General features: G+C 67.8%; 12 protein-coding genes. All 12 read left to right on the top strand.

Annotated elements, in window-relative coordinates; all coding sequences use genetic code 11:
• Positions 1 to 9 precede the first annotated feature (9 nt).
• Positions 10 to 1,302 (top strand): acetyl-CoA C-acetyltransferase, encoded by a 1,293-nt coding sequence (locus tag MHZ91_RS07770; RefSeq protein ID WP_239213164.1) that lies wholly within the window; start codon positions 10 to 12, stop codon positions 1,300 to 1,302.
• Complete coding sequence (locus MHZ91_RS07765) at positions 1,299 to 3,260, top strand: 3-hydroxyacyl-CoA dehydrogenase NAD-binding domain-containing protein (protein WP_239213162.1); 1,962 nt, start codon at positions 1,299 to 1,301, stop codon at positions 3,258 to 3,260. Before MHZ91_RS07770 ends, MHZ91_RS07765 begins: the two co-directional genes overlap by 4 nt.
• 63 nt (positions 3,261 to 3,323) lie before the next feature.
• Positions 3,324 to 4,646, top strand: a complete 1,323-nt coding sequence (locus MHZ91_RS07760) for an OmpP1/FadL family transporter (RefSeq protein WP_175126198.1) — start codon at positions 3,324 to 3,326, stop codon at positions 4,644 to 4,646.
• Between the two features lie 54 nt (positions 4,647 to 4,700).
• Complete coding sequence (locus MHZ91_RS07755) at positions 4,701 to 7,091, top strand: 3-hydroxyacyl-CoA dehydrogenase/enoyl-CoA hydratase family protein (protein WP_239213160.1); 2,391 nt, start codon at positions 4,701 to 4,703, stop codon at positions 7,089 to 7,091.
• Between the two features lie 16 nt (positions 7,092 to 7,107).
• On the top strand, positions 7,108 to 8,307 hold the full coding sequence (locus tag MHZ91_RS07750; protein WP_239213158.1) for an acetyl-CoA C-acyltransferase: 1,200 nt from the start codon (positions 7,108 to 7,110) through the stop codon (positions 8,305 to 8,307).
• A gap of 16 nt (positions 8,308 to 8,323) precedes the next feature.
• Positions 8,324 to 8,869: a DUF4442 domain-containing protein gene (locus MHZ91_RS07745; RefSeq protein WP_175126195.1), complete on the top strand. Its 546-nt coding sequence runs from the start codon at positions 8,324 to 8,326 to the stop codon at positions 8,867 to 8,869.
• Positions 8,833 to 9,420: a chalcone isomerase family protein gene (locus MHZ91_RS07740; protein WP_175126194.1), complete on the top strand. Its 588-nt coding sequence runs from the start codon at positions 8,833 to 8,835 to the stop codon at positions 9,418 to 9,420. Before MHZ91_RS07745 ends, MHZ91_RS07740 begins: the two co-directional genes overlap by 37 nt.
• A gap of 29 nt (positions 9,421 to 9,449) precedes the next feature.
• Positions 9,450 to 11,177 carry an AMP-binding protein gene (locus tag MHZ91_RS07735; protein ID WP_239213156.1) on the top strand — a complete coding sequence of 576 codons (1,728 nt, stop codon included), beginning with the start codon at positions 9,450 to 9,452 and terminating at the stop codon, positions 11,175 to 11,177.
• Between the two features lie 281 nt (positions 11,178 to 11,458).
• Complete coding sequence (locus tag MHZ91_RS07730) at positions 11,459 to 13,576, top strand: TonB-dependent siderophore receptor (RefSeq protein WP_370633054.1); 2,118 nt, start codon at positions 11,459 to 11,461, stop codon at positions 13,574 to 13,576.
• A 192-nt stretch (positions 13,577 to 13,768) separates the two neighbouring features.
• Entirely contained in the window at positions 13,769 to 14,755 is a 987-nt protein-coding gene (locus MHZ91_RS07725) for a 2-keto-3-deoxygluconate permease (RefSeq protein WP_255809193.1), read from the top strand.
• Positions 14,752 to 15,969 carry a D-threonate kinase gene (dtnK, locus tag MHZ91_RS07720; RefSeq protein ID WP_239213154.1) on the top strand — a complete coding sequence of 406 codons (1,218 nt, stop codon included), beginning with the start codon at positions 14,752 to 14,754 and terminating at the stop codon, positions 15,967 to 15,969. Before MHZ91_RS07725 ends, dtnK begins: the two co-directional genes overlap by 4 nt.
• Positions 15,966 to 17,018, top strand: a complete 1,053-nt coding sequence (gene pdxA, locus MHZ91_RS07715; RefSeq protein WP_239213152.1) for a 4-hydroxythreonine-4-phosphate dehydrogenase PdxA — start codon at positions 15,966 to 15,968, stop codon at positions 17,016 to 17,018. Before dtnK ends, pdxA begins: the two co-directional genes overlap by 4 nt.
• Position 17,019 lies beyond the last annotated feature (1 nt).

Genomic DNA, 17,019 nt, shown 5'->3' with positions numbered 1-17,019 from the left:
AGGAAGCGGATGGCATTCAAACCGGTTTACGTCGTCGATGGTTCACGCACGCCTTTCCTGAAGGCCCGTACGGGCCCGGGACCCTTCTCCGCCGGGGATCTGGCGGTACAGGCCGGCCGCGCCCTGCTGCTGCGCCAACCCTACGCGCCCACGGATCTGGACGAGGTTATCGTCGGCTGCGCCGCGCCCTCGCCCGAGGAAGTCAACATCGGCCGCGTGATCTCGCTGCGGCTAGGCTGCGGCGACCGGGTGCCGGGGTGGACCGTCATGCGCAACTGCGCGTCGGGCATGCAGGCGCTGGACTCCGCCATCGCCAACATCCAGAACGGCCGTTCGCACCTGGTGCTGGCCGGCGGCACCGATGCGCTGTCGCGCGCGCCGGTGCTGTTTTCGGACGGCATGGTGCGTTGGCTGTCGCACTGGTATGCCGCGCGCGGCCTGGGCGCCAAGCTCAAGGCGCTGGGCGGCTTCAGACCGAAACACCTGGCGCCCGTCATCGGATTGCTCAAGGGGCTGACGGACCCGGTGGTGGGACTGTCGATGGGACAGACCGCCGAAAACGTCGCCACGCTCTTTCACATCGACCGCGCCGCGATGGACGCCTATGCGGCGCGCAGCCACCAGCGCGCGCTCGCGGCGCGCGCGGCCGGCATGCCCGAGATCACGCCGCTCATCGACACGCAGGGCAAGCTGCATCCCCACGATGACGGCGTGCGCGACGACTCCACGCCGGACAAGCTGGCCAAGCTCAAGCCCGTGTTCGACAAGCCCTGGGGCAACATCACCGCAGGCAACAGCTCGCAGGTCACCGACGGCGCCGCGATGCTGGTGCTGGCCTCGGAAGAGGCCGTGCAGAAATGGAACCTGCGCCCGCTGGGCCGCATCATCGATACGCAATGGGCCGGGCTGGATCCCGCGATCATGGGGCTGGGCCCCGTGCATGCCGCCACGCCGATCCTGCAGCGCCACGGCCTGGGCTTGAATGACCTGGACTTGTGGGAGATCAACGAGGCCTTCGCGGCGCAGGTGCTAGGCTGCCTGGCCGCGTGGCGGGACGAGGCCTACTGCCAGCAGAACTTCGGCACACCTGCCTGGGGCGACCTGGACCCCGCACGGCTCAACGTCGACGGCGGCGCCATCGCCATCGGCCACCCGGTGGGCGCGTCTGGCGCCCGCATCGTGCTGCATCTGCTGCACGCCCTCAAGCGCCGCGGCGCCCGGCGCGGCATGGCGGCCATCTGCATCGGCGGCGGTCAAGGCGGCGCGATGCTGGTCGAAACCCTGGACGAGGACCGCCCATGACGACACTGGACACGCTTTCCCACTGGCGCCTGGACCGCGACCCCGACGGGCTCGCCTGGCTGACCTTCGACCGCGCGGGCAGCGCGGTCAACGCGCTGTCGGCCGACACGATGGCCGAGCTCTCCGTGGTGCTGGACGCGCTGGACGCCGATCCGCCCAAAGGCCTCATCATCCAATCCGGCAAGGCCACGGGCTTCATCGTGGGCGCCGACGTCAACGAATTCGCCACGCTGGACACGCCCGAGCAGGCGCGCGGGCTGGTGTCGCGCGGCTGGAACCTCATGAATCGCCTGGCCGGCGTGCGCTATCCCACGCTGGCGCTGATCCAGGGCCATTGCCTGGGCGGCGGCCTTGAATTGGCGCTGGCCTGCCGCTACCGGCTGGTGGCCGATCAGCCCGGCGCCTCGCTGGCGCTGCCTGAAGTCATGCTGGGCATCTTCCCCGGCTGGGGCGGCATGCTGCGCCTGCCGCAGGTGATCGGCGCGCCCGCCGCGCTGGACATGATGCTGACCGGCCGCGGCGCCGATGCGCGCCGCGCGGCCTCGCTGGGGCTGGTCGACGCGCGTGTTCCCCCACGGCTGCTGCTCGCCGCGGCACGCCAGACCGTGCTGTCGCGCAAGCCTGCCCGGCGCGCGCGCGGTTTGAGCGGACTGCTGAACCGCTGGCCGTTCAAGGCCATCGTCGCCAACCGCGCCCGCAAGCAGATCGCGGCCAAGGATCCGCTCGGCCACTACCCGGCTGCGCCGGCCATTGTGGAGATCTGGGAAAAACATGGGGGCAATGCGCTGAAGGCGCCCGACCTCATCGACCGCATCATTTCGTCCGGCACCGCGCGGAACCTGTTGCGCGTGTTTCGCCTGCAGGAGCGCCTGAAGGCCAATGGCAAGCAGCCCGGCGTCGCGCCGGCCCGTCACGTCCATGTGGTGGGTGCGGGCGTGATGGGCGGCGACATCGCCGCCTGGTGCGCGCTCAAGGGCATGACCGTCACGCTGCAGGACCAGGAAATGTCGCGCATCGCGCCCGCCATCAAGCGCGCCGCCGAACTCTACGCGCGCCGCCTGAAGGATCCGCGCCTGGCGCGCGCCGCGTTCGACCGGCTGGTCCCGGATCCGGCGGGCGGCGGCGTGCCGCTGGCGGACGTCATCATCGAAGCCATCAGCGAGCAGCCCGATGCCAAGCGCGCGCTGTACCAGTCGCTGGAGCCGCGCATGAAGCCCGACGCGCTGCTGGCCACCAACACGTCCAGCCTGTCGCTCGAAACGCTCCGCGAGGGCCTGGCCCGTCCGGATCGTCTGGTAGGCATCCACTTCTTCAACCCCGTGGCCAAGATGCCGCTGGTGGAAGTCGTGCACGCGGACGACGGCGATCCCGCCATAGAAGCCCGCGCCTGCGCCTTTGTCGGCCAGATCGACAAGCTGGCCCTGCCGGTCAAGAGCGCGCCCGGCTTTCTCGTCAACGCGGTGCTGGCGCCCTACATGCTGCAGGCCATGCGCAGCGTGGACGACGGCGTCGCGCCGGAAACCGTGGACGCCGCCATGGTGGCCTTCGGCATGCCGATGGGGCCGCTGGAATTAGCGGACACCGTGGGCCTGGACATCGCGCGGGACGCTGGCGCGCAGCTTGCCGACGGCGCGGCGCCGCCGCGATGCCTGGCAGACCGTCTGGCCCGCAACGAACTCGGCAAGAAAAGCGGCAAGGGCTTTTATACCTGGCGCGACGGCAAGCCGGTCAAGCAACGCGACCCGGCCGCCGCCCCGGCGGGCCTGGCGCAGCGCCTGATCCAGCCGCTGATCGACGCCACGCGGCAACGCGTGTCCAGCGGCATCGTGGCCGACGCCGACCTGGCCGACGCCGGCGTGATTTTTGGAACGGGCTTCGCGCCTTTCACGGGCGGCCCCTTGCATTACGAAGACGGCAGCACCCAGCAGCACCGCAGCACAGCGGCTCGCGCCGAATAGACCGGCAGCAACAGGCCGGCAGTGGTAGAGAGAGACACACATTCAACTCGAGGAGTCAGTACCATGCGCAGACGTCCATTGTCCCTGAGCACCCTGTCGGCCATCCTGGTCGGCCTGGGCGCATCCGCAACGTCCTACGCTGCCGGCTTTCAGCTCTTGGAGCAGAACGCCAGCGGCCTGGGCAACGCGTATGCCGGCTCGGCGGCAAACCCGGAGAATGCCAGCATCATGTATTTCAACCCGGCAGGCTTGACCTATCTGCCAGGGCTCAATTTCTCCGGCGGGGTAAACCTGATCAAACCGTCGTTCAAGTTTTCGGACAACGGAAACAGCCGCAATCCCAGCGTGCCCGGTATTCCCGGATCAGGCTTGAACGGTTCGGTTCCCACCGGCGGCAATGGCGGGGACGCGGGCCACCTGGGCGTCGTGCCCAACATTTATGCCTCCTGGCAACTGAACGAGCAGTGGTACATCGGCCTGGGCGTCGGCGCCCCCTTCGGCCTGATGACCGAATACGACGACGGTTGGGTCGGCCAGTACCACTCGAACAAGTTCGACATCAAGACCATCAACGTCAACCCGTCCATCGCCTACAAGGTCAACGAGAAGTTTTCGATGGGCTTTGGCGTGAACTGGCAGCACATCGATGCGACCTACAAGAAAAAGACCGTCGTGCCCATCGCCGGCCTGCCGCTGGCCACGAATGGCGACGCGGACCTGAATCTGAAGGGTGACGCGTGGGGCTGGAACGTCGGCTTCATGCTGCAACCCACCGAAGACACGCGCATCGGCTTGTCTTACCGCTCGAAGATCAAGCACTCGGCCAAGGGCGACACCGACATCGACAACATCGGCCCCACCGGCCAATCCGTGTCGTTTGACGCCAAGGCCAACGTCGACCTGCCCGACTCGCTGATCCTGAGCGCCACGCACCAGCTCAACGAAAAGTGGGAACTGCTGGGCGACGTGTCCTGGACGGGCTGGAGCAGCATTCCGGAGCTCAAGATCAAGAACTCGGGCCCGGGCGCGCGCGACGACGAGCTGCCGCTCAACTTCCGCGACACCTGGCGCGTCGCCGTGGGCGCGAACTACAAGTTCGCCCCGGCCTGGAAGTGGAAGTTCGGCCTGGCCTTCGACCAATCGCCGGTGCACGATGCGGCCGACCGTCCCACTTCCCTGCCCGACAACGACCGCTACTGGTTCTCGACCGGCGTGCAATGGGCCGCCACGAAGTCCACCACGATCGACGTCGGCTACACGTACCTGTACCTGCGCAAGACGGACATCGACACCACGTCCGGCAGCCAGGCCACCAAGGGCCGCGTCGCGGGCACCTACGACAGCAGCGGCCACATCTTCGGCCTGCAGCTCTCGTCCCGCTTCTAGCCGTGAACGGGCGGGCGGCCGCGCGCCGTCCGCCCGCCTTTTCAGGAGACTCCCTTGAGCAAGTTCGTCGTCAAACACGTCGCCGTGCTGGGTGCCGGCGTCATGGGCGCGCAGATCGCCGCCCACCTGGCCAATGCCGGCGTGCCGGTCACGCTGTTCGACCTGGCCGCCCGCGAAGGCGACCGCAACGGCACCGTCAAGAAGGCGCTGGCCGGTCTCAAGAAGCTGGAACCCGCGCCGCTGGCCGGCGCATCACGCCTGGCGCTCATCACGCCCGCCAACTACGATGACGACCTGGAGCGCCTGCAAGGCTGCGACCTCATCATCGAAGCCATCGCCGAGCGCATGGACTGGAAGACGGCGCTGTACGAGCGCATTGCCTCGCATGTCGCGCCCGGCGCCATCGTCGCCTCCAACACCTCCGGCCTGTCCATCGACGCGCTGGCCAACGCGCTGCCCGCCGGGCTGCGCGACCGCTTCTGCGGCATCCATTTCTTCAATCCGCCGCGCTACATGCGCCTGGTGGAAATCATCGCCACGTCACACACGCAGCCGGCCGTGCTGGACCAGCTGGAAACCTGGCTGACGTCTGCGCTGGGCAAGGGCGTGATCCGCGCGCTGGATACCCCGAACTTCGTGGCCAACCGCATCGGCGTGTTCTCGATCCTGGCCGCCATGCACCACACCGCGCGCCTGGGTCTGGCCTTCGACGAAGTCGACGCGCTGACCGGCCCCAAGATCGGCCGACCCAAGAGCGCCACGTACCGCACCGCCGATGTGGTCGGGCTGGACACGCTGGCCCACGTCGTGGGCACGATGGAAAAGAACCTGCCCGACGATCCGTGGCATCAATATTTCGCGCTGCCGGAATGGCTGTCGGCGCTGATATCCAAGGGCGCGCTCGGGCAGAAAAGCGGCGCCGGCGTCTATCGCAAGCAGGGCCGCGAGATCCAGGTGCTGGATCTGAAAAAGCAGGATTACGCCCCCGGCACCGGCAAGCTGGCTGACGAGGTGGCGGCGCTGCTCAAGGAACGCGATCCGGCCAAGCGCTTTGCCGCGCTGCGCGCCAGCGACCATCCGCAGGCGCAATTCCTGTGGAGCCTGTTCCGCGACATCTTCCACTACAGCGCCGTGCAGCTTGAGCACGTGGCCGACAACGCGCGCGATCTGGACCTGGCCATGCGTTGGGGCTTTGGCTGGTCGCAAGGCCCGTTTGAAACGTGGCAGGCCGCCGGCTGGCAGGCGATTGCCGCCGCCGTGGCCGAGGACATCGCCGCCGGCCGCGCCATGAGCAACACGCCCCTGCCCGCCTGGGTGCTGGAGCCCGGCCGCCAGGGTGTGCATGCGCCGGAAGGTTCGTATTCGGCGCGCACCGGCAAGCTGCATCCGCGCTCGACGTTGCCCGTGTACGCGCGCCAGCTGTTCCCGGAGCGTGTCGTAGGCGAAGCGCCCGACGACCGGGGCGTCACCGTCTGGGAAAACGAAGGCGTGCGCCTGTGGAACCTGCCGCAGGTCGACGCCGGCATCGCCATCCTGTCCGTCACGTCGCGCAACCACACGTTGGGCGCCGAAGTGCTGGAAGGCGTGCTGCAGGCGGTGGCCAAGGCCGAACACGAATTCGACGGCCTGGTCATCTGGCACGACGCGCCGTTTGCCGTGGGCGCCAACCTGCAGCAGGTGGTAGAAGCCTGCGCGGCGGGCCAATGGGAGATGCTGGACGCCACGGTCGAAAAATTCCAGCGCGCCTCGCAGTCGTTCAAGTACGCGCAGATTCCGACGGTGGCCGCCGTGCAGGGCATGGCGCTGGGCGGCGGCTGCGAATTCCTGATGCACGCCTCGCACCGCGTGCTGGCGCTGGAAAGCTACATCGGCCTGGTCGAAGCCGGCGTGGGCCTGATCCCGGCGGGTGGCGGCAGCAAGGAATTTGCCGCGCGCGCTGCGGCGCTGGCGGCCAAGACGGCCACGCCCGGCGAGGTCTTTCCGTATCTGCAGCCGGTCTTCCAGACCATCGCCATGGCCCAGGTCGCCAAGAGCGGCCTGGAAGCCATCGACGCCGGATTCGCGCGCGAGCACGACATCGTGCTGTTCCATCCCGGCGAACTGCTCTACGTGGCCATTGGCCAGGCGCGCGCCGCGGCGCAGGCCGGCTACACCCCGCCCGCGCGGTTGCAGAACGTGCCGGTGGCCGGCCGCAACGGCATCGCCAACTTCGAGATGGTGCTGGTCAACATGCGTGAAGGCGGCATGATCAGCGCGCACGATTACCGCGTGGCACGTAGCGCGGCGGTCGCGCTGTGCGGCGGCGAGGTCGAGACCGGCACGAAGGTCGACGAGGAATGGCTGCTGGCCGTGGAGCGCAAGGAGTTCGTGGCGCTGCTGCGCACGCCGGAAACGCAGGCGCGCATCCGCCACACCCTGGAAACCGGCAAACCACTACGGAACTAGCCCAAAGGAAATGGATATGAGCACGCAGATCCAAGACGCCTACATCGTCGCCGCCACGCGTTTGCCGGTGGGCAAGCGCAATGGCGCCTACGTCACCACCCGCCCCGATGACATGCTGGCCGCCGCGCTGAATGGCGCGTTGGCGCAGGTGCCGGGGTTGGACGCAGCCCGCATCGAGGACGTCATCGCCGGCTGCGCCATGCCGGAGGCCGAACAGGGCATGAATGTGGCCCGCATCAGCCTGCTGCTGGCGGGACTGCCGCAAAGCGTGGCGGGCGTCACCGTCAATCGCTTCTGCGCGTCCGGCTTGCAGGCCGTGGCGGACGCCGCCGCCCGCATCCGCATGGGCGAGGCCGACATCATGATCGGCGCGGGCACCGAATCCATGAGCGCCATGCCGCAGATCATGGGCAACAAGGTGTCCATGAATCCGGAAATCTTTGCCCATGACGAAAACGTCGGCATGGCGTTCGGCATGGGGCTGACCGGCGAAAAGGTTGCGGAGCGCTGGAAGGTGTCGCGCGAAGACCAGGACGCCTTTGCGCTGGCGTCGCACCAGAAGGCGTGCGCAGCCATCGCTGCCGGCCACTTTCGCGCCGAGACCACGCCTTATGAAGTGGTCACGCATCTGCCGGACGGCGCCAGCGGCGCGGTGCGCGTGGCGCGCCGGCTTATCGAGGTCGACGAAGGCCCGCGCCCGGATAGCAGCCTGGAAGCGCTGGCCCGCTTGAAGCCCGTGTTCTCCACGCGCGGCAGCGTCACGGCCGGCAACAGCTCGCAGATGTCCGATGGCGCGGCGGCCGTGATCCTGGTGTCCGACCGCATCCTGCGCGAATTCAACCTCAGCCCGCTCGCCCGCTTTGTGGGCTTTGCCGTGGCAGGTGTTCCACCCGAGGTCATGGGCATCGGTCCGGTCGCCGCTATTCCCAAGGTGCTGGACCGCGCCGGCATCAAGCAGGACGCGCTGGACTGGATCGAGCTCAACGAAGCTTTCGCGGCGCAGTCGCTGGCCGTGATCCGCGAGCTGAAGCTGGACCCGGCCAAGGTCAACCCGCTGGGCGGCGCCATTGCGCTGGGCCACCCGCTGGGCGCCACCGGCGCGATCCGCACCGCCACGATCACGCACGGACTGCGCCGCACCGGCGGCAAGTACGGGCTGGTGACGATGTGCATCGGCACGGGCATGGGCGCCGCCGGCCTGTTCGAGGCCCTGTAAGCAGGCGGCGGACAGCGTGAAGCCCTACTGGTTCAAGAACCTGTCGCCCGAGTGGCGCGCGCGGCTGATGCGGGTGGGCTTCAACCTGCATCCGGCGTTTCGCGCCACCGGCGGCCGCGTGTTGCACGTGTCGCCGGACTTCCAGCACATCCGCATCAAGCTGCCGCTCTTGCGCCGCACGCGCAATATCGTGGGGTCGATGTACGGCGGCTCGCTGTTCGCGGTGACGGACGGCGCGCATCCGACCATGCTGATGTCGGCACTGGGCGCCGATCACATCGTGTGGGACAAGGCGGCATCGATCCGCTTTCGCAAGCCGGCCTACACCACGCTGTACGTGGATTTCCGGCTGCCGCCGGGCGAGATCGCAGAAATCCGGCGCCTGCTTGCCTCGCATCACGAAACGACCCGCACCTACACGGTCGAATTGAAGGACAAGGACGACGTCGTGTACGCCGTCGTGGAACGCACGATCTACATCGCAGACAAGAAGTTCTACAAACAGAAGAACACTGGAGGTGACCAATGCGTTTCAACCCCGGAGGGCGCGCCGCCGCCCTGAGTCTGATCCTTGCCGCCAGCCTGGCGGGCGCGCCGGCCCACGCTGACGTCGACGTCGCCGGCGTGCGCGTGCCCGAACAGCTTGCCGAAGGCGGCCACGCGCTGACGCTGAACGGCGCCGGCCTGCGCACCCGTTTCGTCGTGAAGGTCTACGTGGCGGCGCTGTACGTCACCACGAAGACCCACGACCCCGCCGCGATCATCGGCAGCACCGAGCCGCGTCGGATCCGTCTGCAAATGCTGCGCGACGTGGACAGCAAGAGCCTGGACGGCGCGCTGCAGGACGGATTGCGCGACAATACGCCCTCGCAGGCGCTGGCCGCGTTGAAAGAACCCGCCGAACGCCTGTCGCGCCTGATGGCCGACATCGGCGCCGCGCGCGAAGGCGACGTCATCGACCTGGACTTCGACGCCCGCGGCGTGGCCATCGCCAGCAACGGCAAGCCGCGCGGACGCATCGACGATCCCGCCTTCGCCCGCGCCCTGCTGCGCGTCTGGCTGGGCGACAGCCCCGCGCAGGCTTCCCTGAAGAAAGCCCTGTTGGGCAACTAGGGCCTTGCGCCCCAACGGAACCGCAAGACATGGAACGAATCTGGCACAAGAGCTATCCCTACGGTGTGCCCGCCGAGATCGAGACCGACGGCGAGACAACCCTGGTGACGATCATCGAGGAAAGCTTCCGGCGCTTTCCGGACAAGACGGCCTACATCAGCATGGGCAAGTCGATCACCTATGCCGAACTGGACGCGCTGACGCGCCGCTTTGCCGCATGGCTGCACGCCCAGGGCCTTGCGCGCGGCGACCGCGTCGCGCTGATGATGCCCAACCTGCTGCAATACCCGGTCTGCCTGTTCGGCGCCCTGCGCGCCGGCTGCATCGTGGTCAACTGCAATCCGCTCTACACCGCGCGCGAACTGGAACACCAGTTGGCCGACGCTGGCGCCCGCGCCATCGTGGTCGCGGACAACTTCGCGGCCACGTTGCAAAAAGCCTTGCCCGGCACGCAGGTCGAGCACGTGGTGGTCACGTCCATCGGAGAAATGCTGGGCCCGATCAAGGGTCGCCTGGTGGACTTCGCGGTCCGACGCGTCAAGCGCATGGTGCCCGCGTGGTCGCTGCCCGGCTCGCACAAGCTGGGCGACGTGCTGCGTGCGGCGCGCGACCTTCCCTACACCGACATGCGGCTCTCGCCTGCCGACCTGGCGTTCCTGCAATACACGGGCGGCACGACCGGCGTGGCCAAGGCCGCCATGCTGTCGCACGGCAACATGGTCGCCAACGTGAGCCAGGCCTACGCGTGGGTAAGACCCCTGGTGAAAGACGGCGAGGAATGCATCGTTACGGCCCTGCCGCTGTATCACATCTTCGCGCTGACGGCGAACTGCCTGACCTTCATGAAGCTGGGCGCGAGCAACCTTCTCATCGTCAATCCGCGCGACATCCCCGGCCTGATCAAGGAAATGGGCAAGGTGCCGATCTCGGCCTTCACGGGCGTCAACACGCTCTTTAACGCGCTGCTTAACCACCCGGATTTTGCCCACCTGGATTTTTCGCGCCTGCGGCTCACCATGGGCGGCGGCATGGCGGTGCAGCGGTCGGTGGCGGACCGGTGGCGCGCAACGACCGGCGTATCGATCGCCCAGGCCTACGGCCTGACTGAAACGTCGCCCGCCGTCACCATCAATCCGCTGGACACAAAGATCTTCAATGGATCCATCGGATTGCCCGTGCCCTCCACGGATCTGTCGATCCGCGACGACGCGGGCCGCGAACTGGGCATCGGCGAAAACGGCGAAATCTGCGTGCGCGGTCCGCAGGTCACGCGGGGCTACTGGAACCGGCCGGACGAGACGGCGCTCGTCATGTACCCGGACGGCTTCCTGCGCACGGGCGACGTCGGTTATGTCGACGAGACCGGCTACGTGTACCTGGTCGATCGCAAGAAGGACATGATCCTGGTGTCCGGCTTCAACGTGTACCCGAACGAGGTCGAGGACGTGGCCGCGTTGCATCCTGGTGTACGCGAGGTAGCGGCTGTCGGCGTGCCGGACGAACGCTCCGGCGAGGCGGTCAAGCTGTTCGTCATCCGCAAGGACCCCACGCTGGACGCGGAAACGCTGATCGCGCATTGCCGCAGCCAGTTGACCGGCTACAAGGTGCCGCGCCACATCGAGTTCCGCGACGACCTGCCGCGCACCAACGTGGGCAAGATTCTGCGGCGTGAGCTGCGTCCGGACGCGCCGGCGCCCGCCGCCACGCCCGCCGCCAACCCTCCGGTCCCCGCGAATCAGGCGACCCGCCAGGACTGATCGGCGCACCGCCGAGCGCACCCCGTTTTTGCGGGTTCAGCACTGTCGCGCGCCGCCAACAGCGGCCGCGGCAGCGTCCCGCATCAAGCCGCGCTTCAACCTAATGAATTCACAGGGGATTTCTGTGGAAGCCCTGCCACGCTGGAGCGCCGCAGGGCTTTTTTACATCTTCCCGCGACGCGCGCTATTGGCTGAGCACATCGCCACAATTGATAATTATTATCGTTGTCATTTCTATACGTAACTGGCCGCACCCAACCGACGCCAGTGGGGAGATCCTCTTGAAGCACCACCACACCCCCGCCGCCCCGCGCGCGCGGCTGCACACCCGTGTTCCCGCCGCCGCCGCGCTGGCCGCCTGCCTGGGCGCGGGCGCCGCGCATGCGCAGCCCGAACAGCCCGCCACCCTGCCCGCCGTGCAGGTGCTGGGCACCGGCGAAACCGCCACCGGTCCCGTCGACGGCTACGTAGCCCGTCGCAGCGCCACCGGCACCAAGACCGACACGCCATTGTCCGAAACACCCCAGGCCATCACCGTGATCCCGCGCGAGCAGATCATCGACCAGGGTTCGCAGAACGTGCAGGACACGATGAACTACGCAGCCGGCGTGCGGCCCAACGCCTACGGCGTGGACAACCGCGGCGACTACGTGCGTGTGCGCGGCGTGGAGCCCGTGCAGTACCTGGACGGCCTGCGCCAGTTCTTCAGCTTCAACAACCCGCGCACCGAGGTCTATGGCCTGGAACGCGTGGAGGTGCTGCGCGGCCCGTCGTCGATGCTGTACGGACAGGGCAGCACGGGCGGCATCGTCAACCTGGTCAGCAAGCGCCCGCAGGCCGAGCAGCAGGGTGAAATCGGCGTGCAGCTGGGCAACTTCAACCGCCGCGAGATCCAGGCCGACATCACCGGCCCGCTGACCGAGGACGGCCAGTGGCTGTATCGCGTGGTGGCGCTGGGCCGCGACAGCGACACGCAGGTGCAGTATGCGCAGGACGACCGGATGTTCCTCGCGCCGTCGCTCACGTGGCAACCCAGCGCAGCCACGTCGCTGACGCTGCAGGCCTCCTGGCAGAAGGACCGCTCCGGCACGACGCAGTCGTTCCTGCCCTGGAGCGGCACGGTGGATCACAATCCCAACGGCCGCATTCCGACGCGCCGTTTTGCCAGCGAACCGGGCTTTGACACCTACGACACCGAGCAATTCAACGTCGGCTGGCTGTTCGAACACAAGTTCAACGACACCTGGAAGGTCCGCCAGAGCTTCCGCAACACGGTCAGCAGCGTGGACTACAAATCGCTGTACCCGAACGTGTATGGCGACCGCCGCGGCGATTCCTACATCGACCCCGAGCAGACCACCGTCGACCGCTACTACTACATCAACAAGCCACGCATGCGCACGCTGCTGGCCGACCAGAACCTGGAAGGCAAGCTGAACTGGGGCCGCACGCAGCACACCGTCATCGTCGGCATGGACTACACGCGGTATCGCGAAACCAGCCAATCGGACAGCGGGCTGGGATCGCCGCTGAATCTGTACCACCCGGTGTATGGCAACGCGCCCGACTACACGCTCAGCGACTCGCCCAAGCAGCGCCAGCAGCAGCTGGGCTTCTATGCGCAGGACCAGATCACGTTCGACAAGAACTGGATCCTGCTGGCAGGCATCCGCCGCGATCGCGTCGAAAGCACGGCCGAGGGCCAGGACAAGGAAACCGATCAGGCCACGACCAAGCGCTTCGGCCTGATGTACGCGGCCGACAACGGCTGGTCGCCGTACGTGAGCTACAGCGAGTCCTTCACCCCCATCGCGGGCGCGGACTTCTACGACCAGCGCTGGAAACCCATGCGCGGCAAGCAGTGGGAACTGGGCTTGAAATACATGCCCCCGGGCGCCGACCTGGAATTCACGGCGGCGGCGTACGACCTGCGCGAAAGCAACCGCCAGACCAACGATCCGGACAATCCCAACAACCAGATCCAGGCGGGCAAGACGCGTACACGCGGCGTCGAACTGGAAATGCGCGGGCGCGTCACGCAAAACGTCGACGTGATCGCCAACTACATCTATACCGACATCGATCCGCAGCTTGAAGGCATGCCCAAGCACATGGTGTCGCTGTGGAGCAAGTACCGCTTCGCTATCGCGGGCCAGCCCGGCTTCGCGGTCGGCGCCGGCACGCGCTTCCTGTCCAAGTTCCGCGACGGCGGCGCGCCGGAGACGCCGTCCGTGACGTTGTTCGACGCGATGGTCAGCTACACCAACGGACCGTGGCGCTATGCGCTCAACGTCAACAACATCGCGGACCGCACGTATGAAGTGGTCTGCCTGGACCGTGGCGACTGCTTCTACGGTGCGCGCCGCACAGTCATGTTGAGCGGCGCCTACCGCTTCTGACGACAAAACCGTCCCCATATCCGGGACGGCAATTGGGGTCAACCTGTACGTACATGCTGTACGTACAGGTGTACACTACGATTTTTTCACCCGTCCGACAGACGCGCGCATGAACGTCTGCAACCCAGAAAAATCGTCCTGGAGACCTCGATAGTGTCGACCGCAACTACCCGCTCGCCCTTTTTTGGCACGATGCAGAAAATCCCTGGTGGATTGATGCTGGTGCCGCTGATCCTGGGTTCCCTGATCGGCACCTTCGCCCCTGATGCGCTCGCAATCGGCGGCTTCACCACCGCCCTCTTCAAGAACAGCGCGCTGCCGCTGATCGCGCTGCTGATCTTCGCGACCGGCACGCACGTCAACGCCCGCACCGGCGGCCCGATCCTGGCCACGGCGGGCACCATCCTGCTGATGAAGACGCTGGTGCCCGCCACGCTCATCATCATCCTGGGCAGCTACGTCGGTCTGGACGGTCTGTGGGGCGTGTCGATCCTGGCCATGCTGGCCGCGTTCGACAACAGCAACGGCGGCCTGTGGCTGGCCTACACCGGCCAATACGGCGATGCCCGCGACCGCGGCGCCTACGTCGCCAGCGCGGTCAACGACGGCCCCTTCTTCAGCCTGCTGTTCCTCGGCGCGTCCGGCTTGGCCGACATCCCGATGATCGCCTTGGTCGCTGCACTGGTGCCCTTCCTGCTGGGCGTCGTCGTCGGCAACCTGGACCCCAAGTGGCGCGACGTGCTCAAGCCCGTGCCCAACATCGTCATTCCGTTCTTCGCCTTTGCGCTGGGCACCGGCATCGATCTGGGCGCCGTGGTTGGCGGCGGCATCAGCGGCCTGATCCTGGGCCTGATCATCAGCCCGATCACGGGCGGCCTGGTCTACCTGGGCTACCGCATGATCCTGCGCCGCGGCGGCAAGAGCGGCCTGGGCTTCGCAGCCGGCACCACCGCCGGCAACGCCATCGCCACGCCCGCCGTGGTCGCGGCAGCCGACCCCAACTTCCAGCAGTACGTGTCCACCGCCACCGCGCAGGTCGCCGCATGCGTGCTGATCAGTTCCATTCTGGCCCCGGTGCTGGCATCCTGGTTCCTCAAGCGCGCCGGTGAACTGAAGTCCGAGGACGCCGACGCCACCGTCGCCCCGCCCCTGACCGAAGCCCGCGGAGAGGCCCTGTGAAACCCACCATCGCCATCGTTGCCGACGACCTGACCGGATCCGGCGACACCGCCGTGCAATTCGTGCGCGCCGGCTGGTGCACGCACCTGTCGATCGGCGGCGCGGACGAGGCCCTGTCCGGGCCCGCCCACGACGGCGTCGAGGTGCTGGCCGTCACGACCAACAGCCGCGCGCTTAGCGCGGCCGATGCGGCCGAAGTCATCCGCGGCAACGTGCGTCAGTTGCGCGATGCCGGCGTCACGCGGCTGTACAAGAAAGTGGATTCGACGCTGCGCGGCGCCTTCAAGGCCGAGATCGACGCGGCGCGCGACGCCTGGGGCGATGACGCGATCGCGGTGGTCTGCCCCGCCTTTCCGGCGACGGGCCGCACCGTCGAGCAAGGCATTCTTTATGTGAACGGCAAGCCGGTCACCGAAACCTCGGCCGCGACCGATCCGGTCACCCCCGTGACCGAAAGCCACATCCCCACCCTGCTCGGCTGCGCCCACGTCGCGCCGCTGGCGGAAGACACGCCGGAAACGCTGGCCGCGCGCATCGCGCACGCGGGCGGCGCCGTGGTGGTGGACGCGGCCACCGATGCCGACCTGGAACGGCTGGCGCGCGCCGTCGGCCTGCTGGGCGAGCGCGCCCTGCCCGTGGGCGCGGGCGGCCTGGCCGTCCCGCTGGCCCGCGTTTGGGCGGGCGCCGACCAGACCGCCCCCGTTGTCGTCGTGGTGACCTCGCAGCACAGCGCCGCACGCGGCCAGGCTGCCGCATTGCAGGCTGCGGGCGCCGACACCTGGCGCCCGTCGCTCGAACAACTGGCCGACGACGCGCAGTGGCAGGCCTGGAGCCAACCGCTCCTGCAGGCGCACGCGCAGGCCCCGCTGGAGGCCGGCACCATTCTGCTGCTGGCCCCCGAAGGCCAACGCGCCGGCCTGGATTCCGACAAGGTCGCCGACCGCCTCGGCAGCCTTGCCGCGAAATTGATCGCCGCCTCGCGCGCGGCAGGTGTCGTCGCCACCGGCGGCGACGGCGCGCGCAGCGTGCTGGTGGCCCTGCAGGCCAACGGCATTGCGTTGGTGGATGAAGTAATGGGCGGCGTGCCTCTGGGCACGCTGACCGGAGGCACGGCCGCTGGCCTGCCCGTGGTGACCAAGGCCGGCGGCTTTGGCACCGAAGACGTACTGGTTCGCGCGGTGCGCGCGATCCGCGACAGGAGATTCAAGCGATGACACAAACCCCTCCCGCAAAGCTGCCCCTCTTGGCCGTGACCTTGGGCGACGTAGCGGGCATCGGGCCGGAAATCACGGCCAAGATGCTCATGGGCCACGACGAACTGCGTCAGAAGGCGCGCCTTTTCGTCGTTGGCGACGCAGACGTCATGGCCAATGCCGTGCGCAGTCTGGGCGCCGACCCCGCCATCGTGCGCAAGATCGAACGTCCGGCCGACGCGACCAACACCCTGGGCTTGATCGAAGTGCTGCAGGCCGGCCCGTCGCTCGCGCACGTCAAGCTGGGCGAGATCAGCGCCGACGCCGGCGACGGCTCGGTGCGCTTTGTCACCACGGCCTGCGCCCTGGCGCGCGCCGGCGAGATCGACGGCATCGTCACCGCCCCGCTGAATAAGGCCGCGATGCACGCCGCCGGCCACAAGTGGCCCGGCCACACCGAACTGCTGGCGCATGAGTTCGGCGTCAAGACCTTCTCGCTGGTGCTGTCGGCCGGCGACCTCTACATCTTCCACGCCACGACGCACGTGTCGCTGCGCCAGGCCATCGAAGACGTGAACCCTGCCCGCATGCGCGCTGTCCTGCGTCTGGCCGGCTCGTTCGCCACGGCCTTGGGCCGCGCCGACGAACCCGTCGCCGTCGCGGGCCTGAACCCGCACGCCGGCGAAAACGGCATCTTCGGCAGCGAAGACGCCGACATCCTCGCGCCCGCCGTGGCCGAAGCCAACGCCGCCGGCATCCTGGCCGCCGGTCCCATCCCGGCCGACGCGCTGTTCCCGCAGGCCGTGCGCGGCAAGTGGAAGTTCGTGATCGCCTGTTACCACGACCAGGGCCACGCGCCCTTCAAGTCCGTGTACGGCGATGACGGCGTCAACATCACCGTCGGCCTGCCCGTCGTGCGCGTGTCCGTCGACCACGGCACCGCCTTCGACATCGCCGGCAAGGGCATCGCGCGCGAAGACAGCCTGATCCTGGCCGCCGAGCGCGCCGCGCATCTGGCCCCGGGCTGGACGCATGTATGGGAAACTGCGCGGGCACAAACCGGAGGTTGAT

The organism is Achromobacter sp. ACRQX, from assembly GCF_022346505.1.
Classification (GTDB): domain Bacteria; phylum Pseudomonadota; class Gammaproteobacteria; order Burkholderiales; family Burkholderiaceae_B; genus Achromobacter; species Achromobacter animicus.
The sequence above is the reverse complement of the archived record's forward strand: the minus strand, read 5'-3'. Positions and strand labels throughout refer to the sequence as shown.